The sequence below is a fragment of the Oceanotoga teriensis genome (assembly GCF_003148465.1).
GTDB classification, from domain to species: domain Bacteria; phylum Thermotogota; class Thermotogae; order Petrotogales; family Petrotogaceae; genus Oceanotoga; species Oceanotoga teriensis.
In genome coordinates this window covers 112202-137722 of the sequence record NZ_QGGI01000006.1, presented here as the reverse complement: position 1 = coordinate 137722, position 25521 = coordinate 112202, and the positions used below count along the sequence as shown (strand labels likewise).

The window sequence follows — 25521 nt, the reverse complement described above, 5'->3', positions numbered from 1 at the left end:
CCTATTTTTTATAATTCAATTTTTGATATTCTTCATCTGTTACTGGTTCACACCATTCATTACTTGAATTTTCTGCTGGTAAAGCTAATGATAAATGAGCAAATCCTTCATCAATTACTGCACCATGCCAATGTTTTACTTCTGGTGGAATATAAACTATTTCACCGCTTTTTAAAAGTCTAGCTTCTTTTCCTTGTTCTTGATACCAACCTTTTCCACCAGTACATATTAATATTTAACCAGCACCATGATGAATATGCCAATTATTACGACAACCAGGTTCGAATGTAATATTAAAAATATATACTTCTTTATCATTTAAAAAACTTAAATAACTTTTACCTATAAAATATTCAGCAAATTTTTTATTTTCTTCTCCTAAAGGAAAATCTGATATCATTTCTAATTCTTTTCTATTCATTTATTTTTCTCTCCTTTTACATTATTTATAAACTTCTTTTGCTAAAGAAAATCCAGCCCAAGCATTTGGCCACCCTACATAAAAAGCTAAATGAGTTAATATTTCAACCATTTCTTCTTTGCTTACTCCATTATTTTTAGCATTCATAATATGATATTTTAATGAATTGTCAAATATTCCTTTTGTTATTAATGCTGTAACAGTAATAATACTACGTTCTTTTAAAGATAATTCTTCCTCGCGTGACCAAATTTCTCCAAATAAAACATCATCGTTTAATTGTGCAAATTTTGGTGCAAATTCTCCTAAAGCATCTCTGCCAGCTGTTTGTTTTTTCATTTCAATTCTCCTTCCTTAATAATTAAAGTAATTGACTTTTACAATAATTAATGATAAACTAAATAATACAAGTTCATTTAAAGTATACAACTTAAAGTCAACTTTAAGTCAAGTGATTTTTTGTAAATTTTTTATTTGGAGGCAAAATATGATTTATACAGTAGGCGAAATTGCAAAACAAATGGGAGTTTCAGCTTCTACGTTAAGATATTATGACAAAGAAGGTTTATTACCTTTTGTAGAACGTTCAAAAGGTGGTATTAGAATGTTTAAAGATGAAGATTTACCTTGGTTAAATATTATAGAGTGTTTGAAAAAAACTGGTATGTCTATTAAAGATATTAAGGTTTTTATAGATTATTCTATGGAAGGTGATTCTAAAATTGATGAAAGATTAGATATTATAAGTTCACAGCGTAATATTGTAGATAATAAAATAAAAGAATTTCAAGATATGCTAGATATGTTGAATTATAAGACTTGGTTTTATGAAACATCTAAAAAAGCAGGAACATGTGCTATACATAAGGATGATACAGATAATTTAGATAATATACCAAAAAAATTTCATAAATTCATTGTAAAAAAATAAAACTCTTTGATAAAAAATCAAAGTGTTTTATTTTTTTATTTAATTCAAATTCTATATATGGGCCATATTTTATTTCATTGTTTTGATGTATTATATATTCACAATGACATGAATCTGTTAGTGAATAATATTTTTGTTCATATTGAGGATAATAAGAATATTTTACTATTTCTTTTATTATATCCAATATAATGAAATCATCATAATTTATTATAGTTTTATAGGCTGATATTATAAAATAATCTTTAAATTTTTTATAATCTATATCTAATTCACCTATTAACAGTATTTGTAATTTATTGGTTTTTTTATATATTTCTTTTGAATAGTGTTTTAACCAATTATTGTCGTCTTCATTTTTATCCTAATACTTATAATATTCATTATTTTTATCATCTTTTTTATACTTATTATAATTAAATAAATGGATAATTAATTTCATATAAATATTTCATTATTTTATACATTATTTGACTTTTTCTTGATGCTTTTTTTCTTCCATATAATAATATTTTTGATAATTTATTTTCATCTATGTATTCTTTGATTTTATCTTTTATATTTTTATTTTTTACACATAAAAACATTTTAGTATAATCAAAGTTATATTCATTTTTTATATCATTTAATATTATAAAAAATTCTATATTTTTCTACTTTTTTTATAGAGATAGAATTCATTCAGATTCTGATATTACGGGTTTATGGAAAAGTTCTAAAATAGAGATGTTTGCAAAATCAGCGTATAAATGGAATCTTGGTTCAAGAAAGAAAGCTTTCAATCTATGTGAACAAGCCATTTATTCTATGCTTATTGGGAATATAAAAGATACAGAATATATTATAAGTGATATTAATCAACTGATTTCTTATGATAAATGGAAAAATTGCATTATAGATATTTTAATTGAGTATCCAAATTTAAATATTCTTATTAGAGATTGGATTGAACAGTTTAAGGGTATTCTAAAGAAGCGACTAGATATTTATCAACTTGTCCCTAAAAAGGATAAAAAAATTAATAATATTGTGAAAATAAAAAGTCGAGATAATAAATTTAAAGATTTTAAAAATAAATCTATAAAAATATTTTTTGAAAAGAAAAATTATACTACTTATACTCGTTCCTCAGTTCACGGTGTCAAAGGTGAAACTTATGAGGCACTATTGTTATATATACAAAGTCTAAAAAAACATTAACGCCTAGTTTTTTGAACAAAGGTTCCTTAGATTCAGAATTAATGAGAATAGCTTATGTAGGTATGACTAGACCACGCAGATTGTTAGCTGTTGCTTTACCTAAAGTGAAAAAAGAAACAAAATATCCTAGATTTCTCAAAGAATTGTGGGAATATGTGGAGCTGTAATTATATTTATCACTAAAAAAAACGAGCATTTTATTTGCTCGTTTTTTTACTTTAAAACTAAACTGAAAAATTATATACTTAAAAAATCATCCAAATCATTCTCATCAAAAACAAACTTTGAATTAACTCTTTTATATAGATACACTAATTTTCTAAAACCATCTTGATTTTTAAGATTGAAGTATTTAAATACAATTCTTGTTATTGTTAGAGAGAGTCATGAATAAAGGATTCCAGAAATCATCAATATGCTAAAACACTAATTATCACTACATTTACTGATTTTAGTTCCAAGGTTTAATTTATTAAATTTCTAAGATCTTTTTCCAATCTTGAATAAGAATAATATTTCTTACCCAATTTAAAATTATTGTTTGAAATTTCATTTATATTTTCTGAAAAAATAATTTTTAATATTTTTTCAGCGGCAGTTTCGTATTTTTCTTCGCTAACAGTATATAAGCTATCCTTTATATAAGCATTATTACCAAGACTTACTATATTAAAATTTATTTTTGATATATCTTTTTCATAAACAGGATATTCATATATTAATATAGGCTTCTTTGCAAAAACAGCTTCAAGAAATTGATTACCAAAACCTTCCAGCAAACTTGGATAGGTAATAAAATCAGATATAGCATAAAAATCCCATAAAGAAAATTTATTTTTTTCTCTTTTATCTGAACATATTTTAGAACAGAATTTGAGTTTAACTTTTTTTTGATTTGCATATTTTATTAATTTTTCAAAATATTCAGATTCTTCATTAAGTCCAGGTAAAATTAAATATATAGAACTTTTATCATTTATTATTTTTTTATTATATGTTTCTTTATTATTGTAATTATGAATTTTATCATTAAGTTTTGAAAGTACATCTATCGCCATTTCTATACCTTTCCTTTTTACAATTCTTGTAGCCTGTAAAAATACTATATCATGTTTTTCATCAATATTTAATTCACTATATATTTTTGAATTATATTTATCTTTTTTCCATTCTTTTGTTGAAAAATCAAATACATTTGGTATTATTTTAGATTCAATGTTTTTTTTACTTAAAAGATTATTTCTTGCAATTGAATTTATAACTACATGTTTTATTTCTTTAGGTGGAAAGTATTTTATTAGTATATTTTTTATTTTTTGACTATTTATATTATCATAATAATCTCTTTCCCAATAAAAATCATGATGATGACCTATAACCTTTATTTTATTTTCTTTAGAAAATTCATAAACAGCAAGTGCTGCAGGTATATTATGAGCAAGTGAAAAAAGATTATTAACAATTAATATATCAAAATTTTTAATAATATGAAGTTCTTCATATATTTTTTCTTTGAGTTCGTTTAATTTTTTCAAAATTTCTTCTTCTGATTTTTCATTTTTTTCAAATATCCATGATTTTAAAATCATATTTTCTTCATTTCTATAAGATAATGAAGGGATTTTTATTGCATTTTTTGTTCCAATTTCTCCTCCAATTAAAAAAACTTCATTTCCCATTTTTGTTAAAACATCTTTCCATTTTTCCATTTCGAGTGATACTCCATCTGTTTCTCCGACTCTATAATGAAGTAATCCTATTTTCATTTTATCACCTCTTTGTTGAAAATATTCTTTTTAATTATAAAATAAAAAATAAATTTTCTTAAATTGAATTTTTGGCTTTTTTAATTATAATAAAGCAATTATTTATATTTAACTTTTTATTTCTTTTAAAATCGTATTTATGTTAATTTATGAATATGTTAGTAAAAGAAAGATTTTAATGATTTTTTAGGTATATTTTTAATTAATTAGTCGAAACATAATTTAATTATGTTTTGATTATAGAAAATTATATTTTATAATTTTGAAGAAAATATTCAATTTTTTATTAAAAAAAAATAATTTTTTCAACAAAAAAGAAAAAGGGGGATTTTTCTAATGAAAAAGTTTTATTTATTAATCATGATTTTTGTTTTATCAATTTCTGTAATGGCTGAATTAACATTTTGGACAACAGAAACAGAATCAAATAGACAAACAAGAATTAAGGCTTTAGCTACTATTTATGAAGCTCAAACTGGAATTAAAGTTAATGTAGTTCCTATTGAAGAAAATGATCTTATGACTCAAATTCCAGTTGCAAAGAATTCTGGTACACTTCCAGATATTTTAGAAGCTGGTATTGAACCTTTACTTCTTCTTGCTTCTGAAAATTTCATGGATAAAGATTTGAACACAAAAATAGTGGATAGTTTTGGAGATATATATCCAGGCGCAAAAAAACTTTTAAGTGATGCTGATGGTTCTTCTTTTGCAGTACCTTTTCATGCCTGGGTACAAGGTTTATGGTATAGGAAAGATTGGTTTGAACCAAGAGATTTAGGTAATCCATATAGTTGGCATAACATTTTAACTGCTGCAAAAGCTTTAAATGATCCTGCAAAGGGTGTTTATGGAATAATAATTCCTAAAAAAGCTAATGCTTTTACACAACAAGTATTTACTGAAATAGCGCTTGCAAATGGAGCTAGACCAATGGATGCTCAAGGTAATCTTCTTTTTGATTCTAAAGAGATGATTGAATCTTTTAGATTTTATAAAGAATTAGGTAAATATTCTAAACCTGGTTATACAGATGTTCTTGATGCATTAAAAGGGTATCTTTCTGGAGAAACTGCAATGACTTTTTATTCAACTTATATCATGGATGATATTGCTGTTGAAGAAGTTCAAAAATCAAGAATTGATAAATTTGATGCCGATCTTGTGGTACATACAGGTTTTGCTAATAAAATGATTAATATTAGACCTACTTCTTATGGACAAATGGTAGGAATAGGTATTTTGAATACATCAAAAGACAAATCGAATTCAGAAGATTTTATTAAATTTTTAATGTCACCAAAAAATTATGTTTACTGGTTACATATGGCTCCTGGTGGAATGAATCCTACGAGAAGTAGTATAGCTGAAAGCGATGAATTTTTAGATAATCCTATACTTCAAAGATATGGTAAAGAAAAGATGGCTGAAATAGTTGCAGCTCTTAATGAAGTTGAAAGATTTGAGTTTATAGATGGTAAAGTTCTTACTGATATGAGTAAACTCGATGCAAATTTTGTTATAGGAAAGGCTATAAATTATATGTTCGCAAATGATTGGAGTCCTCAACAGACAGCAGCATGGGCTCAAACTGAAGCAAAAAGAGTTTTAGGTAAATAAAATAAAAGGGGCTGTCCCCTTTTATTTTTTAATGATTGGGAGGTTAAAAATGGCAATTTTAGATAATTATTCCCCTCTAAAGAAAAAGGAAGCTATTTTTGGTTGGAAGCTCGTATCTCCAACTGTAATATTAATTTCTCTTTTAATACTTTATCCTGTATTTTATAATATATATCTTAGTTTTTTTGATGTTTCTCTTTCTTTAGGCGAAAATAATAAGTTCGTGGGATTTTCAAATTATATTAATATTCTTAAAGATATAACGTTTTGGAGATCTTTTGGAATTACATTATTATTTACTTTTATAACTGTTGTTGGAAGTATATTATTAGGGCTTGGTGTTGCTCTTTTGATGAATAAAAAATTTTTTGGTCGCACATTGGTAAGATCTTTATTATTATTACCTTATGTAACTCCATTAATTGCGATAGTTTTTTCTTGGAAATATGTTCTTTTACCAATCGATGGTCCTTTAACAAAATTTCTTACTCTTTTTGGATTTAGTTCTGGAATGGATATAATAAATGATCCTAATAATTCATTTATTGTTGTATCTATATTTAATATTTGGAGAAATTTTCCTTTTATTTATCTTATGATACTTTCAAAACTTCAATCTATAAATGACGATTATTATGAAGCTGCTGAAATTGATGGTGCAAATTCATGGCAAAAATTTTTACATATAACACTTCCTGAATTATATTTTGTTATTGGTTCTGTGGCACTTTTAAGAGGTATATGGAATTTTTATAAGTTTGATGAAGTTTATCTTATGTCAAAATTTGCCAATACATTACCTATATATATTTATGAAAAAGCCTTCACTGGAATTCCTCAACAAGGTGTGGCAGCCGCTATAGCTACTTTATTATTTTTATTTATGATGAGTTTGATAGGCATTTATGTCAAGAAGGTGTTAAAATGGTAAAAAGAAAATCCATCTTAAAAAGTATTTTATTTTATCTTGCTATATTTGCATTAGTTATATTTGTAGTTTATCCTTTTATATGGATGCTTTCTGTATCTTTTAGATATGATTCAGATGCATTTGATCCTGGAGTAATTCCTAAAAGACCAACAATTAATGCTTATATGGAACTTTTGGGACTTAAAGAATCTATAAGAGATGAATTATCTAATGAAGAAAAACAATTGCTTGATCTTGTAAAAGATTTACCAGAAGAACAACAAAAACCCATATTAGATAAAATATATTCTCAAAGGAAAAAAGAGTCTTTTCCATTTTTAAGATTTTTTCTTAATAGTCTATTAATAGCAGGATTAAGCTCACTCATTAGTGTCATAATTTCTATCTTTGGGGCATATGCTTTTAGTAGGATAAAGTTCCCAGGTAGAGGCACTATTCAAAAATCAGTACTTCTTGTTTATCTGTTTGGTGGAACAATATTAGCTGTGCCTCTTTACCAAATATTTGTTAAAATAGGAATGACAGGAAATGGTTATAAAGGACTTGTTTCTCTTTTTGTAATATATCTTGTACAAACTTTACCTGTTTCACTTTATATGTTAGGAAATTATTTTAGAACAATACCTGAAACAATAGAAGAAGCCGCTATAATTGATGGAAGTTCAAGAATAGGAATAATAACAAAAATAATTATTCCTCTTTCATTGCCAGCTATAATAACAGTTTTTATATATGCTTTTATGATTGGTTGGAATGAGTATTTATTTGCCTCTATATTTATAAGACCTTATCCACAGTTTTATACGCTTCCTATAGGTTTGAATGAAATATTTTATTCAGATCATGCAATATGGACTAAAATGATGGCCGCATCTGTAATGACTTCTATACCTGTTATAATATTATTTATGACTATGGAAAAATATCTTGTTGGTGGCTTAACTGCTGGCGGAGTCAAAGAATAGATAAAATTAAGAAGGTGACTTTATGGTTATAAACAAAATAAAAGGAATATATAAATCCTTAACAAAAACTGAAAAAAAAGCTGCTGATTATATAATTCAAAGACCTGATGATGCTATACATTATAGTATTACAGAACTTGGAAATTGGTCTGGAGTTAGTGAAACCACTATATACAGGCTTGTTAAAAAAATCGGCTATGAAGGTTATCAAGAATTTAAAATTGACCTTGTAAAAGAATTGAGTTCACCAAGTATGGAAGTAAACCAAGATAAAGATATTTTTGAGAGTTATCATTCAAAAGTTTCTTTAATAATAGATACAATAAATAGAAATCTTGATAAAAATCTCATAGAAGAAATTGCAAATAGGATAGATAATAGTAATAAAATAATTATACTTGCTGTAGGTCGTTCATATCCAGTAGCTCTTGATATATCACTTAAATTAAATTCTTTAGGTTATATAGCAAATGCCTTTTCAGATCCACACATGCAAGTAATAGTTGGAGCAAATTTAAGTTCAAAAGATACAGTTATAGCAGTTAGTCATTCAGGATTTATAAGAGATGTTTTTAAATCAACAGAAGTTGCAAAAAATGCTGGTGCATATACTATAGCAATTACTTCTGGTGTAAGATCTCCTTTATCTTCTGTTGCTGATAAAGTACTTTATACTGTTGCCGATGCACCAAATGAAAATGAATTTAAAGAAACTAGAATAGGTGAAATGTTTATTTTTGATCTTATATATAATGTACTTTTAAAAAAGAGAAATCTTAAACAGCATTTTGAAAATATAAATAAAGTTATAAAAACAAAAAAATTTGATAAATAGGAGTTGTTAACCTGTGCAATCAAATACTTTAAAAGAAATTAAAGATATTATTTTATCTATTTATGGAGATAACTCTGATTATGTATATAATTCAATTAAAAATAAAATAAATTCTATAAAAACTAAAAGAAATAATTTTTATAAAATTTCAAATAAAGATTCAGTATTAATAACTTACGCAGATAATATATATACAAAAAATGAAAGTTGTTTGAAAACACTTAACAAATTTTCAAAAGAATTTATTGGAAATTCTATTAATACAATACATATACTTCCATTTTTCCCCTATTCTTCTGATGATGGATTTTCAGTAATAGATTATAAAAAAATAGATGAAAAAAATGGTTCATGGGAAGATATTAAATATTTATCAGAAAATTATAGATTAATGTTTGATGCTGTAATAAATCACATATCTAAAGAAAATTATTGGTTTCAAGAATTTCTTAATGAAAATAAGATATATTCAAAATACTTTATAGAATGTGAAAATGATGAAGGACTTTCAAAAGTTGTAAGACCCAGAACACATAGTTTATTAACAGAATTTAAAACATCGGAAGGTATTAAAAAAATATGGACTACTTTTAGTGAAGATCAAGTAGATTTGAATTATAAAAATCCAGAAGTATTACTTGAAATAATAGATATATTGATTTTTTATGCTAAAAAAGGTGCAAAATTATTAAGATTAGATGCAATTGGTTTTTTATGGAAAGAAAAATATACAACGTGTATTCATCTTAATCAAACTCATTTGATAATAAAATTAATAAGAAAAATTTTTGAAATGACTTATAAAGATGTATTAATAATAACAGAAACAAATGTACCACATGAAGATAATATAAAATATTTTGGTAATGGTAATAATGAAGCCCATATGATATATAATTTTACATTACCACCACTCATTTTATATACATTTTTTAAACAAGATAGTAGAGTCTTTTTAAAATGGCTTAAGTCTATTAAATCTCCTTCAAAGTATGCAACTTATTTTAATTTTCTTGCTTCACATGATGGAATTGGATTAAGACCTTTAGAAGGAATTATAGATGATAATGATAAAAAGAATTTAATCGAAGATATCATAAGACATAATGGTTTCGTTTCTTATAAGAAGAATTCTGACGGTTCAAAATCTCCTTATGAATTAAATATAAACCTTTTCAGTGCTTTTAAAGATGATGATCTTGATTTAAGTATAAGAAAATTCATTTCAGCTTATGCAATAGCTTGTTTTATGCCTGGAGTACCTGGAATATACATACATTCTTTATTAGGATCTGAAAATTTTTTTGATGGTGTTAAAAAAACTGGTCAATATAGATCTATAAATAGAGAAAAACTTCATTATGAAAATTTAATAATCGATTTAAAAAACCCAAAAACTCTAAGATATAAAATATTTCATAAAATGAAAAAAATATTATCTATCAGATCTAATAATATAGACTTTGACCCTTTTGTATCTATGAAAGTATTAGATATTGATAATGAAACTATATCTTTTGAAAGAAATAATAGTATAAAATTTATTTTAAATATTTCTAATAAAGTCAAAAAGTATGATACTGATAAACATTTTGTTAATTTGATAGATGAAAAAAATATTGAAAATTTTGTTGATTTAAAACCTTTTGAATTTGTTGTTTTAAAAAAATAAATACTTTTTATTTAATTGTGTTATAATTATTTTAGATGATGAAATAATATATGTAATCTAATCATAAATAATGTGATTCTCTCAACAGAGGATCACTTTTTAATTAATATCAATATATTTGATCGGAGTATTATATGGAAAATAAATTGAATATAAACTTAGCAAATAATTATAAAAATAATAGTCAAAAGATAAGAATAATTACAGAAAACTGGGTAGAAAAAAATATTTTTTGTCCCAAATGTGGAAATAATTTAAAAAAATTTAAAAATAATAAACCAGTAGCTGATTTTTATTGTAAAAATTGTAAAGAAGAATTTGAATTAAAATCAAAAGGCGGTAAAAGTTTTGGCAAAAAAATAACTTCTGGTTCTTATAAAAAAATGATTGAAAGAATAAACAGTCTAAATAATCCAAATTTTATTTTTCTATTATATGATAAAAAAGACTATATAATCGAAGAAATTTTTATAATTCCAAAAAAATTTTTCGTATCAGACATTATAGAAAAAAGAAATAAATTAAAAAAAACTGCTAAAAGATCTGGATGGATAGGAAGTAATATATTAATTAAAAATATACCCTCTATATCAAAAGTATATTATATAAAAAATTATGAATTTCTAGAAAAAACGATAATAATGAATAATTGGCAAAACACCAATATAATAAAAAAAGATAATTATAACGCAAGAGGTTGGCTATATGATATATTAAATTGTATTAATAAAGTTGATAAAAAATTTAATTTACAAGATATATATAAATTTGAAAATGAATTAGCTAAAAAACACCCAAATAATAAAAACATAAAAGCAAAGATAAGACAACAATTACAAATATTAAGAGATAATAACATTTTAAAATTTTTGGGTGATGGAAATTATGAAATATATAATCAATACTAACTTAATAAACATTATAAACTAAATTGGAATAAATATTTTTTGGAGGTTTATATATGAGCTATTCACTAACAGAACCACAAATAAAAGAAATTTTTAAATTTTGGAATATTAATGATTTAAATATAAATAATAAAATAATAAAAATTTTTGAAAATGTGAGAGATATACCATATGGAAATATAAATTCAAGGTCTCCCTATGATGTTTTTAAAAATAATATGGGTACTTGTTCTGGAAAGCATTTTCTAGCAAGAGATCTTTTTAATTATATAGGTATAAAAACTAAAGATATGATTTGTCTTCAAAGATGGAAAGATTTGACTTGGTTTGAAAATGATTCTTATAAAATAATTGAATTTGCTGAGCCCCTTAAAGATTTCTTATATCAATATGAAATTATTGACTTTCATAATTATTTAATGATTATGAACAATAATAGATGGACTCAAGTAGATTTAACTTTAGATTCTAAGTTGTCTTCTCTTGGATTTAAAATCCAAGAAAGATGGGATGGAAATTCTGATATTCCAATGTGTTTTGTAACTACTAATAAAATATGGGAATGTGGTAATTTTGGAGCTGAAAAAAAAGCAGAACTTGTTTCTAAATTACCAGATGATATTTCAAAAAATAGAAAAATGTTTTTAAAAGCTTTTACCAAATGGCTTGATGATTTTAGAAATAATAAGTTATAATATTATTAGATTATAATTATTTTCAAATTATTGAATATCGAGGTGTTTAAAATGTAAAAAAAGTTCCCCAAATCAATTTAAATAATATAAAAGGGGATGAAATAATGATATTTAGAGGTAAAGTTTTTTCAAGCATTTTTGAAATGGAAACAAATTTAACTGTTGTTATTCCAAATAATTCAAAAGATATTAGTAAATGTAAAGTTTCTTATTTACTTCATGGATTATGTGGTAGTAGTGGAGATTGGCTGGATTATACACAACTTCCTATTTTTTCTGAAGAGTATAATATTATTTTTATAATGCCCGATGCTTCGAGAAGTTTTTATACTGATATGAAATACGGCCTTAAATATTTTACTTACGTAAATGAAGAGTTGCCAACTTTATGTAAAAATATTTTTAATATAAATACCAGTAGAGAGAATACTTCAATTATTGGTAATTCAATGGGAGGATATGGTGCTTTAAAATCAGCTTTAACTTTTCCAGAAAAATATGGCGTATGTTGTTCATTTTCTCCAGCATGTTTATTTCTAAAAGAAGGACTTGATTTTCAAAGAAATAATCCAGAAAAGGTTAAAGAATTTTTTGGTGAAAGAATTGTAAATGATTTTGAGTCTATTTTTGGAGAAGAACTTTTATGGAATTCAAGTTATGAAATATTAGATTTGATGAATAAAATAAATGATTTTGAAGAGAAACCAAAAATTTATATTTCATGTGGATTAAGCGATGGTTTAATTAAGGATTGTAACAGACTTGCTACTGAGATGAAGTCTTTAAATTTTGATTTTTTTTATGATGAATTTGATGGAAATCATGATTGGTATTTTTTCAATGAATCTTTAAAAAGATCTATGAGTATTATTTAATAAATTAATAATATATCTATTAAATAAAAGAGCATTAATTATATGTTTACTTTGAAAGTATCATATGATTATTGCTCTTTTTTTATATTTAATTTTCATATTTTAATTTGAATTTTTTATATTTATATGTTGAATAAAAAAATGTGAAAGTTTCTGTTATTGGTACAACAAGCCATAAACCCCAGTATCCTATTATAATTGGAAGAATCAACAAGTTTATTATGAATAATATTAATGTTCTCAAGGAAGATATTAATATTGAGGTTTTTGCATCTGTTATTGCCGTAAAAAAAGAAGAGGCTATTATATTAAATCCCATAAGAACAAAACCTATTGAATATACTTTATTTGCTTCACTTGTTATCTTTAGAAGTTCTACATTATTAGTTATAAATAATTTTGTTATTTGTTCTGAAAATAGTAATACAACTATTAAAGAGATTATTCCTATCATAAAACCAGTAATTACAGCATATTTCATCAATTTTTTTATTCTTTTAATATTTTTACCGCCATAATTATAACTTATAATTGGTGCTATTCCTGAAGATATTCCCATTATAAAGGATATTATAAATACACTTATATAAGAAATTATAGAGTAGGCACTAACTCCTATATTTCCAAGATTTTTTATTAGTACCCAATTATATAAAAATGTTGTTATTCCAACTGAAATTTGAGATAAAAATTCTGATGAACCATTATAGAATATTTTTATTATCATATTTTTTTGAAATTTTGGAATTTTAAATTTTATTATTGATTTTTTTGATATTATGAATATAAAAAATACTATGAATGGTATGAATTGTGATATTCCAGTTGCCCAAGCTGCTCCATATGTACCAAGGTTATATTTTATCACTAAAATATAATCAAGAAATATATTGAATATTGCTCCAGTAGAAGTAAATATCATGGCAAATATCGGATAACCTTGACTTCTTATACTTAATTCGAGCAAATAAGTTATTGAAAAAGCAAATGAAAAATAACTTAATATTTTTAAATAATTTTTTAGATGTTCAAATGTAATTTCATCTGCCTTTAAGAATAAGGTTATTTTATTTAGAAATAAATTTGTGAATATTGTTATCAAAATGGAGAAAATAACTAATATGAAAAATGACACAGAAAAAGCATTATTAGCATTTTCTTTGTTTTTTTGACCTAAACTTACTCCTATGAATGTTCCACCGCCTATTGTAACCATTATAGAAAAAGCAGATATAAAAAATATAAAAGGCATAGCAAGATTTACTGCTGCAAGCCCTACAGATCCAACTCCCCTTCCAATGAATATACCGTCTATTATTGTGTATAATGACATTATAATAGAAGATATAACAGCTGGTGTTGCAAATTTAAAAAATAAATATTTTATATCCATTCTTCCCATATCAACTTTTGAATTCATTTTTTTATCACCTCAACTTATTCCGTTGAGATTTTAAAGTATATACTTGATATAAGGTCAAGTTAATTTTTTGACTGGTATGCAAAGTTTTCCAAAGTATCTATCATTAGTATTTATTAAAAAAGGATTGGTTGTATCTAATACAAAAGGTGTGTCTATTATTTGATATTTTTTATCTTTTATATATTTTAATATTTCTTTTATTTTTTGTCCTATTATTTCTTCAGTTTCAAAAAAATAATAAGTTAAATATTCTTTTTTATTTATTGTTTTATATTCTATATTATTTATTATGAAATAATTTTTATCAAAAATAAATCCAAAATAAGTTTCTTTATAACTTTTATCATTTAAATCAAAAAACATTATACTTTTTATTTTTAACCTGTTTTTGTCATATTCTATTTTTTGATTAAATTCTTTTATTTTATTGTAATTTATTATATTATTTTTATAATCTGCTGGGAATTCTATATAATTTATTTCTTCTATAGTTTCTAAATGTATTTCATTTCTTTTTTCATTCAATATATCCATATTGTCCATTATTTCATCTATTATGCTTTCTTTGTTTAAAAGTGTTAATATTTCTTTTTTTATTTTTTTCTTTTTATTTTTTAAAGCTACTTTTAAAGTTTTCATATCTTCATTTAAAAAATATTCTTTTATTTCTTTTATTGAAAAATCAAGTCTTCTCAATATTAATATTGCTTCTATTCTTTCCATATCTTTATAACTATAGTATCTATAATTATTTTCATGTTTGTATTTTGGTTTTATGAGACCACATTTTTCATAATATAATATTGTTTGTCTATTTATAAAAGTTAACTTTGATAGTTCTCCAATAGTTAGATAATTTTCCATTATAATCCCCACTTTTTAACTTTATTTTATATTTTCACCCTATACTGAGTATAAGGTTTTGGAGAGTTTTAACTATTATAATAATTTAAAATAATTTTATAGATCAATTTATAACATTTTTTACCCATTTTTTTGTTAAATATCTATGTCCAAGTATTATTGCTTTGGCTATTTCATCAAGCATTGTAAGGAGATATACCCAATAATAATCGAGTTTTAAAATTATTCCTGAAATGAATGCCGCTGTAACACCTAGTCCCCAAAGAGTTATTATTTCTGTGTAAAACATTATTTTAGTATCTCCACCAGCTCTTAGTATACCAACACCATTTATAAGATTGAATGATCTTAATGGTATGAATAAAAAAGATATATATAATATAGTTTTTATCATTTGTTTTACTTCTTGAGATACGTTAAATGCTTTTAATATGAAAGGTAATATAGATATTAGTAATAATATTAATATGATACTAAATATAAAATTTAATTTTATAAGTTTTTTAGAGTATTTTTGTGCCTCTTCAAATCTCGATGCTCCAAGTTCTTTACCTATTATTATAGCAGTTGATGATCCCAAAGCAAATAAAAATGCCCATATAAATTGCTCAATAGTATCTACTATATTTTTTGCTGCTATTACTTCTGTCGATATATTAGCAAATATTATTGAATATGCTGTTACCCCTGCAGCCCATAAGAATTCATTTCCTGTAACTGGTGCTGCATGTTTTATAAATCTTATAACAAAATCTTTTGATATATATTTGATACTTTTAAATTTAAAAAAGGCAGGATGTTTTAATTTTATTATGTAATATACTAAAAATATTGCTTGTACTATTCTAGCAAATAATGTTCCTATAGCTGCTCCTGCTTCGTTCATTTGAGGAACTCCAAATTTTCCAAATATGAATATATAATTCAAAATTATATTTATTCCCATTGCTAAAGAACTTGATATCATTGGAATTGTTGTATGTTCTGTACTTTTAAATGCAGTTTCGAAAACAAATATTATAGACATGATAGGATATGATATCGATACTAATTTTAAATATTGCTTTCCTGCGTTTATTACTTCAGAATCTGGACTAAAAAAACTCATCACAAATTCTGGCTTGAAGTATGCCGGTATAAAAAATATCAGAGAGGCTAAGAAAGCAAATATAAACATTAAACTTGTAGTTTTTGATATGTTTTCTTTTTCTGATTTTCCATGATATTGTGATATAAATATAGAACCCGCACTTGATATTCCAAACATTAATAATGAAAAAAGAAAAAATATTCTGTTTGCTTGTCCTACAGCTGCTATTGCAATGTCTCCTAGTTGACCCATCATAAGAGTATCTATAAAATTTACTCCTGTAGATATGAGTTGTTGTATTGCTATTGGTAAAGCTAAGTAAAATAATCTTTTATAAAAACTCGACATGTTTATCCCTCTCATTTTTTTAGTATAAAAAAAATATTAACAAAAATTTATTACAAAAATATAGTTTTGATATAAATATATAAAACAAATTGGAGTTTATGAATACATAAACTCCAATTTGTCGTTTTAATCTTGATCTTTTAAAACTTTTGATAGTTCTGGAACTATTTCTATACCAACTTTTTGCCCTTCTGAATATACTGTTTTTTGTGAAGGATTATCTATTTGAACGAGTAATTCTCCATATTTTGTTTCTATAAAACTTTCAATACTATTTCCAAGGTACACATTATTTTTTACAATTCCATCTATATGTCCTTTTCCAAACTCTGCTATTTTCATGGATTCTGGTCTACACATTAATACTGCTTTATCTTCTAATGTTAAATTTTTTTGAAATTTTTTTATATTTAAAATTTTATCTTCAAGTTTTATTGTTATATTTTCAGAAATTTCTTTTATCTCTATATTTATAAAAGCTACTTTTCCAACAAAACCGGCAACAAATTTTGATTCTGGAGATTCATATATTTCATTTGGAGTACCTGTTTGAATTATTTTACCAGAATCCATCAATACAATTCTATCTGATAAACTCATGGCTTCTACCCTATCATGAGTTACATATACTGCAGTTATTCCAAGTGTTTTTTGTATTCTTCTTATTTCTATTCTCATTTGTTCTCTTAAAAGAGCATCAAGATTTGAAAGTGGCTCATCTAATAAAAGTACTGAAGGTTCTACTATTATAGATCTTGCAAGTGCAACTCTTTGTTGTTGACCACCAGAGAGCCTCGATGGAGATCTATGTGCAAGATGCTTTAAACCAACCATATCGAGTGTTTGCATTACTCTTTTTTCTATTTCATTTTTATTTATTTTTCTTAATTTTAATCCATAAGCTACATTTTCAAAAACTGTCATATGTGGAAATAATCCATAACTTTGAAATACTGTTGCTGTATCTCTTTTATTTGGTGGAAGTTGTGTTACATCTTGATTAGATATTATTATTTTTCCTTTTGTTGGAAGTTCAAATCCAGCTATCATTCTTAAAGTTGTTGTTTTTCCACATCCAGATGGTCCTAAAAGAGTTATTAATTCTCCAGGTTGTATTTCATAGTTAACATCATTTACGGCATATACTTCACCTTTTCCAGCAGGATCTTTAAATATTTTTGTTATATTTTCAAGCTTCACAGAAGCACTTGTTTTTATCATTATCAGTCACCTCTTAAGATATTGTTTTTTCTAAGTTCTTGTTATCTTTTATCAATAATCTCATAAGTCCAAATGCTATGAGTACTATAATTATAAGTGTCGTAGCAAGAACACTTGCATAACCAAATCTCAGGTTTTCTGAAAAATTATATATTAAAACTGTTATATGATACCATTTTGCAGATATTAAGAATATAACTGCACTTACAGCTGTCATTGAACGCACGAATGTATATGATAAACTCGATATAAATGCCGGTCTTAGAAGAGGCAGAACTATTGTTTTAAATATTGTTGGAACATCTGCCCCTAAATCTGCTGCAGCTTCTTCAATTGCTGGATCTATTTGTCTTAATGCAGCAACTCCGCCTTCAACTCCAACAGGCAATTCTCTTATTACATAGTTTATTATTATTATGAAAGCTGTTCCCACTATTAATATTGGTGGTTTATTAAAAGCTAATATATAACTTATACCTATCAATGTTCCTGGTATTGCAAACGGAACCATAACAAGTATTTCCATCAATTTTTTACCTGGGAATTTTTTTCTGACTACTACAAGAGCCGTTAACATTGCAAGAATTCCGGCTATTGGTGTGGCTATTGTTGCAAGTGTAACTGTATCACCAATTGCTTCTTTTCCTCTTTGCAATGCTTCTTTAAAGTTGTCTAAAGTGAATGTATAATCTATTCCCCAGTTTTTTACGAAACTACCAGCTATTATAGTTCCATAAAGACCTATTAAAAATATTATTATTAAAATTATTAATGTATTGAGTGTTATTTTAATAGGTTTTGATACGAGTTCTGTTAATCTTCCAGATGGTTTCCCAGTAACCGTTACAAAAGATTTTTTACTTACCCAAAATCTTTGTATAAGAAATGCTGTTACTGTTGGTAATAATAATAACAGAGATAAAGCCGCTCCATTACCAAGTCTTCCCATTCCAGTTACTTCTATATATGCTTCAACTGATAGGACTTTGTAGCTTCCCCCAAGTATTAAAGGATTTGCAAAATCTGCAAGACTATTTGTAAAAACTAATAACCAAGCACTTAAAATTCCTGGTGCAGATAATGGTAAAGTAACTTTAAAAAATGTTTTACTCTTTGATGCATTTAAATCTAAAGAAGCATCTTCAAGTGTTGAATCAATAGATTGTAAGACTCCCACCATTGTTAAATATGCTATAGGAAACATTCCCATTGTTTGTACGAGTGTAAGCCCACCAAGCCCATATATTGAAAAATTTGTTATTCCAAGTAATTGCTTTGTTATTAAACCATTATTTCCAAAAAGAAGTATTATAGATAAAGTTAAAGAAAATGGTGGTGATATTACAGGTAATGTTGCCATAGTTGATATAAATTTTTTACCTTTTATAGATGTTCTGCTTAAGGTAAAAGCAAATAAAAATCCAATTATTGTTGATAAAGTTGCAGTAAATAACCCAAGTTTTATACTACCCCAAAATGCTTGCATATATTGATTGGTTGTTAATATCGTTTTCCATATATCAAATGAAAACACACCATTTTTTATAAATGTAAGTCTTATCGCTTCGTATAAAGGGTATACTACAAATATGCCAACTATAATAAACAAACCAAGTATTATATAACTCATTACTGGATCTCTTGTAAATCTTGAAAGATATATGAATACTGATACAATTATTAATATCCCTATTGAAAATATATCCAGCAGTTTAAAAAAATCATTATTTTTTGAATTATCAAAAAGATATATCCCAACTCCTACAATATATTCATCTTCATCAAATATAGGTGAAAAATAAATATCTATTTTTTTATTTTGAAAAGTATATTGAGAAGGTAATTTATATACTTCACTATAAGAAGCATATTCTAATCCTTTTTGAAAATCATCAGTATTTATATTTTCATCATAAAATTTTAAATATTCCTCAGATTTAACATATGCTTTTAATTCATCAAATCCAGGCACTCCGTTTAAATATATTAGATTTAAATTTTCATAACTTTCAGATATATTTTTCACCCATTTAGAATAATCTTGATCTAAATGAACTGTATCTATTAATGAGACTATATTTTTATTATTTTCATTTGTTATATCATCGAATGAACTTTTTATACTGTTGAATATCCATATATCAAGTATAGCTATTATTAATATTGTAAAAATATATATGATAACCTTTTTTTTAGTAAACATTTAATCACCTCTGAATATATTTACAATAGCGGCTTTTTATAGCCGCTATTTTTTATTTAGAGCCTATTTCTTTATTCCATCTTTCAACTAATCTTTCTTTATTTGAAGCATCCCATTCATAATCTTGATTTACTGTATTTAAGGTATCTATTTCAACAACTACTTTGTCTTTTGGAGCTATTTTTGATACTGGAATTACATACCATGCAGCTATCATTGCTTGTGCTTTTTCACCAAGTACCCAATTATAAAGTTTTTTTGCATTTAATGAGTCAGGGCCATTCTTTATCAATGACATAGAAGCGAGTTCGAATCCTGTACCTTCTTTTGGTATAACTATTTCAAGAGGAGCTCCACCAGCTTTTAGTTTTACAAGATCATGTAAGTATCCAATTGCAATAGGTATTTCTCCTATTGCAGCACTTTTTCCACCTGCTGATCCAGACTTTGTATATTGATCTATACTGTTATCTAATTTTTTTAAATATGTAAATGTAAGATCTTCATTTCCACCAAAAAGAGAGATTATATTTGTAACTACATTATATGCAGTTCCGGATGTCCCAGGATTAGCGACTCTTACCATTTTTGTATATTTAGAATCTATTATGTCAAACCATCCTTCAGGAGCTTTTATACCTAGTTCTTTTGCTCTATCTGTATTAATACCGAAAGCCAAAGGTCCAACATATAGTCCTATCCAATAAGATTCAGTATCTCTATATTTATCTGGTGTATTTCTCGCCATCGGTGATTTGTATGGAGTCGTTAATCCTTTTTGTTTTGCTTCAATATGTCCAAGACCTACTCCACCAACCCATATAGAGGCTTGAGGATTGTTTGCTTCCGCTTCCATTCTTGCAACTGCTTCTCCAGTAGATAATCTTACCCATTCAACTTTTATTCCAGTTTCTTTCTCAAATTCATCAAAAAGTTCTTTTGCTAATGGTTCTTCTAAAGTTGTGTATGCACCAACTTTTTCATTTGCAAAAATTGTCAAACTTAATATAATAATAAAAATGGATACAAGTAATTTTTTCATACTACACCTCCAATTTAATGTTCAGTCATATGATTTTATAATATCGTATTCATTTAAAAAAGTTTGATTTGTTTTTGATTTTTTTAAATATTTGTCGTTAATGTCGTTTAATTTTAATTATTTATTTACAAAGAAGAATGCAACAAAATTGTCACAAAAATGGATTTTCATCAATATTATATATTTCTTTTTGTTCTTTAGAAAATGGTTTAGGATTTTTTAAATTTGATTCTTGTATATTCGTAAAATATGATAATTTCTTTTTATCTTCATATAAAGGAGAAAAATATTCTGGATGATCAATAAGATAAAAAAGCACATAGTTTTGATCATTGTATAATATTCCATTATTATTTAAAATGTGATAATATCCTTCTTTAGAGTTATCTTTTGTTGATATTATTAAAGCTTCAAATAAAACTATATGTTTCTCTATATTTTCCCATTTTAATGTTTTTGGATATTCTTTTTTTAAATTTTTTAGTTTTGTTAACGCATTTTCAGCGAGTTCTATATTATTTGTTTTGCAAGATATCATTATATATTCAAGAAGTTTTCTATGTGCATATAATATGTCCATAACTTCTCCATTTTTTATTAGATTATAATATTCCATAACAATTAATTTTGATCTAATAAATTCGTCGATTTGAAGATTTTGACTTAAAAAAATCCCATTATTTTGTGATAAAAAACTTAATTCTTCTTTCTCCAATGCAGCTTTTATTTCTTCCACTCCATCATCAAATCCAATTTGAAGAAGTTCTATTCCTTTATCATATTTTTGAATATATGTTTTTAAATTTAAATCAAATGCTGGATATTTTTTTATTCCATCTTTGTCTATCAATATAAAGTTTTTTTCTTCTCTATCATATGTATATATAAAATAATTTCCTTTTATTGTTTTTACTTTTAGTAATGAATTACCATCTGTTATGAATTGGTTTATCCCATTTTCTTCTTTGCTATATATTAATTCTTCATTTACAAAACAATAAACTCCTCCAATTTTATAAGTTTTTTCAGTGAAATTTTCTATATTTATTATTTTTTTTATGCCATTAATATATTCTATTATTAGATTTTTATCATCAAAAAATTTTGGATGTATATAATTTGAATAATTTGCTGAATATAAAAATTTTTTTGGGTCCTTTATACTAATTATTGAAACGCTATATTTATTGCTTTTATTTTGTTGAAATAATATAAAACTTTCTTTTGTTATATCACTAACATAAAGACTTTCATAATTTCCTTTATATTCTGAGATCATATTTCCACTTGATATATCATATATTTGCAAATAGTGTATATAATCATTAGTCGTTATACTATAATTTTTAAAAGCTATTATTATTTTTTCTGCATTATGATCTAAATTTATACTCGATATATTAGAAGTTTTATAAAAATTGTTTGGAACAAAATTTTTAATCATTATACCATTTTTACGGAATATTTGAATCATATTATTACTTCTAAAAGCTATTTTTTGACCATCTCCAGAAATCGAATAAGTTCTATCTGTTGAACTAAATATAAATTTATGTTCAGGAATTTTTCTTTCTTTAATATCCCATATAAAAAAGTTATATTCTTTATTTTTTAATTTGTAAGTTATAAGTGTCTCAAAATTTTTTGATGTCATAGATAAAAAATCTTTGTTATTGTTGATATATTCAGTATATTCAACTCCAAAAATATTTAATGAAATTATAAAGATTAAAATAATTAGAATTTTTTTCATATTTTATCCCCCTTATTTTTATGTTTAATATTATATCACAATTTTATTAAACAGTTTGTTTATACAATTTTCATTTATTCGTTATTTAAATTTATACTTTGAAGTATAATGTTACTGTATATACAGTATATACAAAGGAGATGTTTTTATTGAATATTTTTTTTATTGGGGCAGGAAATTGTACTGAAATAATTCTTGAAAAAATGCAGAATTGTATAAAAAAAGCTTATTTATTAGATTATGATGTTGAAAAAATTAATTTTTTAAAAGAAAAATTTCATTTTTGTATTGAATCCGATTTTTTTATTTCTGATGATATTGATTTTTATGTGGAATGTGCGAGTGTTGAAGCTGTGAAAAAATATACTGAAAACATAATTAGGAATAATAAGAATATTATTATTTTATCAAGTGGCGCTTTTTCAGATTTTGATTTTCGAAACAATGTTGAAAATATTTTAAAAAATTCAAGGTCTCAAATATTTATTCCATCTGGAGCTATTGGTGGAATTGATATTATTAATTCTTTGAAAGATGAAATTAATTCTATTACTATAGAAACTCGTAAACCCCCATTAAGTTTTAATATGATAAATACAAAAGAAGAACTTATTTTTTATGGAACTGCCGAAGAAGCTATTAAAAATTATCCTAAAAATATTAATGTTGCTATCACTCTTTCAATGGCCGTTGAAAGTTTTGATAAAGTTAAAGTAAAAATTATTTCTGATCCAAAAATAATTAAAAATATTCATAAAATATTTATAGATTCAAAAGCAGGTAAATATGAAATAAAAATTGAAAATAATCCTTCTAATAATCCAAAAACAAGTTTAATGGCACCATTATCTGTAGTTGGATTTCTAAAAAAATTTAATAATAGTATTAAGGTTGGTGTTTAATAATGGATTTATTAAAAGAAATTAAATATTTGAAAGAAAAGAAAAATTTTATTTTTATAGGTCATAATTATGTAGAAAAAAATATTCTTGATTTATGTGATTATAATGGTGATTCCTTAGGTCTTGCTAAGGTTGCTCAAAATATTAATAAAGAAAAAAATATTCTTTTTATAGGCGTTGATTTTATGGCTGAAACTATGAAAATTCTTAATCCAGAAAAAAGAATTTTTGTTGCCAATAAATCTGCTACATGTCCTATGGCTAATTCATTATCTCCTGAAAAATTATTGTATTTTAAATCAAAATTCCCGAATTATTCGATTGTTTTATATGTTAATTCAACAGCTGAATGTAAGAGATATGCTGATTGTGTTTGCACTTCAGCAAATGCTGTAGAAATAGTTAATGCTATTGATAATAATAATATTTTATTTGGACCAGATAAAAATTTGGCTAATTATGTTAAAGAAAAAACTAAAAAAAATGTTTTAGCTATACCGGGAGAAGATGGATTTTGTTATGTGCATGATTCCATAGAAAACAATAGTTTGAATCTCAAATCATTCTCTGATTTTAATTTAATAGTTCATCCAGAGTGTAAAAAAAATTTGAGAGATAAGTCTTTTAAAGTTGGCTCAACAGGTCAAATGCCTAAGTTTATATCTGAAAATCTTGATAAAAAATATATTATCGGTACTGAGATAGGTATGGTTGACGTATTAAAAAATATGTTTGAAAATGTTGAAATAATTCCATTTAATAATGAAGCAATTTGTCATGATATGAAAAAAAATAAATTAGAAGATATCTATAATGTCTTAAATTTTGAAATTAATGAAATTTTATTAGATAGAAATTTGATAAATGATTCAAGACGTTCTATAATAAATATGTTTAAGCTTATGGAGGTATAATAAAGTGAAAGATGAAATAAATAATATTATAAAAAACATAAGAAATGATGAAAATTTTATTGATCTTGCCTCTTATGAACTTAAAAACAAAAATTTTGAAGCTAAAATTTTTTTAAAGGATGATAAGGTTTGTATTTGTGGAATTAATATAATATATGATGTTCTAAAATCTTTTAATTTAAATGGATCTTTTAATTATAATGACGGAGAAATTGCTGAAAAAGGTATTATAGGAAGTATTTTTGGTGATGCTTATAATATTTTATTATGTGAAAGAACTATATTAAATATATTATCTTTTATGAGTTCTATAAGTTCTAAAACAAATAAAATCAATGAAAAAATACTTGATTTGGGATTTAAAACAAAAATTGCTGCAACAAGAAAAACTATTCCTGGACTTAATAAAATTCAGAAATATGCTGTTATGATTGGTGGTGGAGATACACATCGTTTTAATTTATATAATACAATAATGATAAAAGATAATCATATTTCTTTATATGGTGGAATCAAGAATTCTATTGAAGCTGTATCAAAGTTTAAATCCTTCACTCAAAAATTAGAAATTGAAGTAAACAATTTAAATATGGCATTAGAAGCTTTAAATTATAATGTTGATATAATTATGCTTGATAATTTTAATTCTTACGAAGCAAAAGAAACTGCTAAAAAATTAAAATCTTTAAATAATAATATTTTAATTGAAGTTTCTGGAGGAATTTCTGAAAATAATTATTTGGAATTTTTATCTAATGATATAGATATTATATCAATGGGAATTTTAACTACTGAAATAAATTATATAGATTTTTCTTTAAAAATATAGAAGATTTTTTAATCTTCTATATTTTTTATTTTTTTATATTATTTTAAAAAAATAAATTTAATTTGTTGTATAATACAAAGGAATACTTTAACATATTAAAACAGGAGATGATA

At 24.6% G+C, this 25521-nt stretch carries 23 protein-coding genes and 1 pseudogene; 13 read left to right on the top strand and 11 right to left on the bottom strand.

What is annotated here, in order from left to right:
• Nucleotide 1: 1 nt before the first annotated feature.
• Together C7380_RS13825 and C7380_RS05920 are read right to left on the bottom strand one after the other, a co-directional pair.
• A pseudogene (locus C7380_RS13825) lies at nucleotides 2-421 on the bottom strand (cupin domain-containing protein).
• Between the two features lie 21 nt (nucleotides 422-442).
• Nucleotides 443-760 (bottom strand): carboxymuconolactone decarboxylase family protein, encoded by a 318-nt coding sequence (locus C7380_RS05920; protein ID WP_109604570.1) that lies wholly within the window; start codon nucleotides 758-760, stop codon nucleotides 443-445.
• Between the two features lie 148 nt (nucleotides 761-908).
• On the opposite strand from C7380_RS05920, the gene C7380_RS05915 reads away from it, so the two are divergent.
• The gene (locus tag C7380_RS05915; protein WP_109604569.1) at nucleotides 909-1352 is read left to right on the top strand and encodes a MerR family transcriptional regulator; all 444 of its coding nucleotides are present in this window, start codon (nucleotides 909-911) and stop codon (nucleotides 1350-1352) included.
• Between the two features lie 416 nt (nucleotides 1353-1768).
• Here C7380_RS05915 and C7380_RS13485 read toward each other — a convergent pair whose 3' ends face one another.
• The gene (locus tag C7380_RS13485; RefSeq protein ID WP_158274796.1) at nucleotides 1769-1939 is read right to left on the bottom strand and encodes a hypothetical protein; all 171 of its coding nucleotides are present in this window, start codon (nucleotides 1937-1939) and stop codon (nucleotides 1769-1771) included.
• Between the two features lie 139 nt (nucleotides 1940-2078).
• Between C7380_RS13485 and C7380_RS05905 the strand changes: the two genes are divergently transcribed.
• Nucleotides 2079-2552, top strand: a complete 474-nt coding sequence (locus tag C7380_RS05905) for a hypothetical protein (RefSeq protein ID WP_109604567.1) — start codon at nucleotides 2079-2081, stop codon at nucleotides 2550-2552.
• A 464-nt stretch (nucleotides 2553-3016) separates the two neighbouring features.
• Here the strand turns inward: C7380_RS05905 and C7380_RS05900 are convergent, their stop codons facing one another.
• Nucleotides 3017-4318, bottom strand: a complete 1302-nt coding sequence (locus tag C7380_RS05900; protein WP_109604566.1) for a glycosyltransferase family 4 protein — start codon at nucleotides 4316-4318, stop codon at nucleotides 3017-3019.
• A 336-nt stretch (nucleotides 4319-4654) separates the two neighbouring features.
• Here C7380_RS05900 and C7380_RS05895 point away from each other — a divergent pair, with 336 nt between their 5' ends.
• The 8 genes from C7380_RS05895 to C7380_RS05860 all read left to right on the top strand — a co-directional run bounded on the left by C7380_RS05895 (nucleotide 4655) and on the right by C7380_RS05860 (nucleotide 12819).
• Complete coding sequence (locus C7380_RS05895) at nucleotides 4655-5938, top strand: ABC transporter substrate-binding protein (protein WP_109604565.1); 1284 nt, start codon at nucleotides 4655-4657, stop codon at nucleotides 5936-5938.
• A 49-nt stretch (nucleotides 5939-5987) separates the two neighbouring features.
• Nucleotides 5988-6869 (top strand): carbohydrate ABC transporter permease, encoded by an 882-nt coding sequence (locus C7380_RS05890; protein WP_109604564.1) that lies wholly within the window; start codon nucleotides 5988-5990, stop codon nucleotides 6867-6869.
• Nucleotides 6863-7834, top strand: coding sequence for a carbohydrate ABC transporter permease (locus C7380_RS05885; protein ID WP_109604563.1), 972 nt, complete (start codon nucleotides 6863-6865; stop codon nucleotides 7832-7834). The genes C7380_RS05890 and C7380_RS05885 overlap by 7 nt, the downstream gene beginning before the upstream one ends.
• A 22-nt stretch (nucleotides 7835-7856) precedes the next feature.
• On the top strand, nucleotides 7857-8669 hold the full coding sequence (locus C7380_RS05880) for a MurR/RpiR family transcriptional regulator (protein ID WP_109604562.1): 813 nt from the start codon (nucleotides 7857-7859) through the stop codon (nucleotides 8667-8669).
• A 13-nt stretch (nucleotides 8670-8682) separates the two neighbouring features.
• On the top strand, nucleotides 8683-10341 hold the full coding sequence (locus C7380_RS05875; RefSeq protein ID WP_240597529.1) for a sugar phosphorylase: 1659 nt from the start codon (nucleotides 8683-8685) through the stop codon (nucleotides 10339-10341).
• A gap of 134 nt (nucleotides 10342-10475) precedes the next feature.
• Nucleotides 10476-11249 carry a DpnI domain-containing protein gene (locus tag C7380_RS05870; RefSeq protein WP_109604561.1) on the top strand — a complete coding sequence of 258 codons (774 nt, stop codon included), beginning with the start codon at nucleotides 10476-10478 and terminating at the stop codon, nucleotides 11247-11249.
• A 53-nt stretch (nucleotides 11250-11302) separates the two neighbouring features.
• A complete protein-coding gene (locus C7380_RS05865; protein ID WP_109604560.1) occupies nucleotides 11303-11944 on the top strand; it encodes a hypothetical protein in 642 nt (213 codons plus the stop codon).
• A 104-nt stretch (nucleotides 11945-12048) separates the two neighbouring features.
• A complete protein-coding gene (locus C7380_RS05860; RefSeq protein ID WP_109604559.1) occupies nucleotides 12049-12819 on the top strand; it encodes an alpha/beta hydrolase in 771 nt (256 codons plus the stop codon).
• An 88-nt stretch (nucleotides 12820-12907) separates the two neighbouring features.
• Here C7380_RS05860 and C7380_RS05855 read toward each other — a convergent pair whose 3' ends face one another.
• The 7 genes from C7380_RS05855 to C7380_RS05825 all read right to left on the bottom strand — a co-directional run bounded on the left by C7380_RS05855 (nucleotide 12908) and on the right by C7380_RS05825 (nucleotide 22763).
• Nucleotides 12908-14239 (bottom strand): MATE family efflux transporter, encoded by a 1332-nt coding sequence (locus tag C7380_RS05855; RefSeq protein WP_109604558.1) that lies wholly within the window; start codon nucleotides 14237-14239, stop codon nucleotides 12908-12910.
• Nucleotides 14240-14296: 57 nt separating this feature from the next.
• On the bottom strand, nucleotides 14297-15106 hold the full coding sequence (locus tag C7380_RS05850; protein WP_109604557.1) for a helix-turn-helix domain-containing protein: 810 nt from the start codon (nucleotides 15104-15106) through the stop codon (nucleotides 14297-14299).
• A 103-nt stretch (nucleotides 15107-15209) separates the two neighbouring features.
• Nucleotides 15210-16544: an MATE family efflux transporter gene (locus C7380_RS05845; RefSeq protein ID WP_158274795.1), complete on the bottom strand. Its 1335-nt coding sequence runs from the start codon at nucleotides 16542-16544 to the stop codon at nucleotides 15210-15212.
• A gap of 126 nt (nucleotides 16545-16670) precedes the next feature.
• The gene (locus C7380_RS05840; protein WP_109604555.1) at nucleotides 16671-17765 is read right to left on the bottom strand and encodes an ABC transporter ATP-binding protein; all 1095 of its coding nucleotides are present in this window, start codon (nucleotides 17763-17765) and stop codon (nucleotides 16671-16673) included.
• A gap of 13 nt (nucleotides 17766-17778) precedes the next feature.
• Nucleotides 17779-19968, bottom strand: a complete 2190-nt coding sequence (locus C7380_RS05835) for an ABC transporter permease (RefSeq protein ID WP_109604554.1) — start codon at nucleotides 19966-19968, stop codon at nucleotides 17779-17781.
• A gap of 52 nt (nucleotides 19969-20020) precedes the next feature.
• On the bottom strand, nucleotides 20021-21010 hold the full coding sequence (locus C7380_RS05830; RefSeq protein WP_109604553.1) for an ABC transporter substrate-binding protein: 990 nt from the start codon (nucleotides 21008-21010) through the stop codon (nucleotides 20021-20023).
• 151 nt (nucleotides 21011-21161) lie between these two features.
• Nucleotides 21162-22763, bottom strand: a complete 1602-nt coding sequence (locus C7380_RS05825) for a hypothetical protein (protein ID WP_109604552.1) — start codon at nucleotides 22761-22763, stop codon at nucleotides 21162-21164.
• Between the two features lie 149 nt (nucleotides 22764-22912).
• On the opposite strand from C7380_RS05825, the gene nadX reads away from it, so the two are divergent.
• From nadX to nadC, 3 genes are read left to right on the top strand one after another with little or no spacing between them, the layout of a single operon-like run.
• On the top strand, nucleotides 22913-23665 hold the full coding sequence (gene nadX / locus C7380_RS05820) for an aspartate dehydrogenase (protein ID WP_206050532.1): 753 nt from the start codon (nucleotides 22913-22915) through the stop codon (nucleotides 23663-23665).
• A gap of 2 nt (nucleotides 23666-23667) precedes the next feature.
• A complete protein-coding gene (nadA, locus tag C7380_RS05815; RefSeq protein WP_109604550.1) occupies nucleotides 23668-24579 on the top strand; it encodes a quinolinate synthase NadA in 912 nt (303 codons plus the stop codon).
• A gap of 4 nt (nucleotides 24580-24583) precedes the next feature.
• Nucleotides 24584-25408 (top strand): carboxylating nicotinate-nucleotide diphosphorylase, encoded by an 825-nt coding sequence (gene nadC / locus C7380_RS05810; RefSeq protein WP_109604549.1) that lies wholly within the window; start codon nucleotides 24584-24586, stop codon nucleotides 25406-25408.
• Nucleotides 25409-25521 lie beyond the last annotated feature (113 nt).